The sequence below is a fragment of the Pseudokineococcus basanitobsidens genome (genome assembly GCF_037482545.1).
In the GTDB taxonomy this organism is placed as follows: domain Bacteria; phylum Actinomycetota; class Actinomycetes; order Actinomycetales; family Quadrisphaeraceae; genus Pseudokineococcus; species Pseudokineococcus basanitobsidens.
Window position 1 is genome coordinate 1 of the sequence record NZ_JBBIAA010000060.1, and the last position, 1,964, is coordinate 1,964.

Annotated in this window: 1 pseudogene; it reads left to right on the forward strand. The window is 72.7% G+C overall.

From position 1 onward, the window contains the following. Positions 1 to 163: 163 nt before the first annotated feature. A pseudogene (locus tag WDZ17_RS17235) lies at positions 164 to 1,534 on the forward strand (IS1380 family transposase); the annotation flags it as partial. Positions 1,535 to 1,964: the final 430 nt, after the last annotated feature.

The following is a 1,964-nucleotide window of genomic DNA, read 5'->3' on the forward strand; positions in this document are numbered from 1 at the left end:
CGGGCCGTAGTGAACCGCCCTCTCGTCGCCTACCGGGCACTAGCCCGGGGCTTTCACGGCGGGGGTCGGTGAGCGGCGTGGAAGACGAAGGAAGGTGCCCCTGACCTGCGACGATGCGGCTTGCTGAGGGCCGTACCACCGCTGGACGAGGAGCACCTTCCAGGTGAAAGAGACTACGGGGTCCTACCCCACCCTGTCGGTCGACGCTGCGGGCACCGGGGTGGCCTCCCACGCGGGGCTGCTGCTGGCCGTCGAGACCGTCCGGGCGCTGGGTCTGGACGGTGAGCTCTCGTCGGCCCTGGGCCCGTGGCGCAAGCCGTTGGCGGTGCACGACCCGGCCAAGGTGATTTGCGATCTGGCGTTGTCGTTGGTCGCCGGTGGGGACTGCCTCGCCGACGTCGCGCTGCTGCGCGCCGAGCCGGCCCTGTTCGGACGCGTGGCCTCCGACCCCACGGTCTCGCGGACCATCGACGCCCTCGCCGCGGACGCGCCGAAGGCCCTGGCCGCGATCAACACCGCCCGCGCCGCGGTCCGCAAGCGGGCGTGGGCCGCTGCGGGACAGCACGCCCCCGACCACGGCACCTCGGCCGCCGACCCCGTGGTCATCGACGTGGACGCCACCCTGGTCACCGCCCACTCCGAGAAGGAGCAGGCCGCGCCCACGTTCAAGCGCGGGTTCGGCTTCCACCCGCTGTGCGCCTTCGGCGACCACGGCCCGACCGGGACCGGGGAGCCGTTGGCGGTGCTGCTGCGCAAGGGCAACGCCGGGTCGAACACCGCCGCCGACCACATCACCGTGATCACCGAAGCACTCCGTCAGCTCCCCTCCTACCGTCCGGGGCGCCGGGCGGGCAAGAGCGTCCTGGTCCGCGTCGACGGGGCCGGCGGCACCCACGAGCTGCTGGAGTGGTTGACCCGCCGGCGGGTGCAGTACTCCGTGGGGTTCTCGTTGCCGCACAACACCGCCGACCTGCTGCAGCGCATCCCGGAGCAGGCGTGGTCACCGGCCTACGACGCCGACGGAGCCATCCGGAAGAACGCCTACGTCGCCGAGCTCACCGACCTGCTGGACCTCTCCCGGTGGCCGGCCGAGATGCGCGTCATCGTGCGCACCGAGCGACCGCACCCCGGCGCGCAGCTGCGGATCACCGACGTGAACGGCAACCGCGTCACCGCCTTCGCCACCAACACCAAGGTCGGCGGGAAGGGCACCCAGCTGGCCGACCTCGAGGTCCGCCACCGCCGCCGCGCCCGCTGCGAGGACCGCATCCGCAACGCCAAGGACACCGGCCTGCGGAACCTGCCGCTGCACGACTTCACCCAGAACCAGATCTGGTGCGCGGTGGTGATGCTCGCCGCCGAGATCACCGCCTGGACCCAGATGCTCGCCCTGACCGGCCACGCCGCCCGCCGCTGGGAGCCCAAGCGGCTGCGGTTACGGCTGCTGTCGGTCGCCGCGAAGGTCGCTCGCTCCGGGCGCACCACCACCGTGCACCTGGCCGCGACCGCCCCCTGGGTCCANCCGCTGGGAGCCCAAGCGGCTGCGGTTACGGCTGCTGTCGGTCGCCGCGAAGGTCGCTCGCTCCGGGCGCACCACCACCGTGCACCTGGCCGCGACCGCCCCCTGGGTCCAGGCCCTGCTCGACGGGCTCACCCGGCTACGCCGGCTGCACGGACCAGCCCCAGCACCCGGCTGAGCGCCGGCCCACCCGCCCCGACCACCCAGGCCCAGCAGCACCCGGGAAGTGGAACCCGGCGCCACCCCGAGCCGATCGGGCCCGTTGTCCTACCCCGGAGCCAGAATCAGCCCCTGCGGCGGCTGGACCCGCCGATCAGAGCACGCCCAGCAAGATCACGAAAGATCGAGGCTAGGCTCGCGTTCAGGGGTACGATCTGATTCGCCTTCTTCGGCATCGACCGATCCACCTTGGATCGCGACGTCCGCCGGCTCACAGCCGACGCCG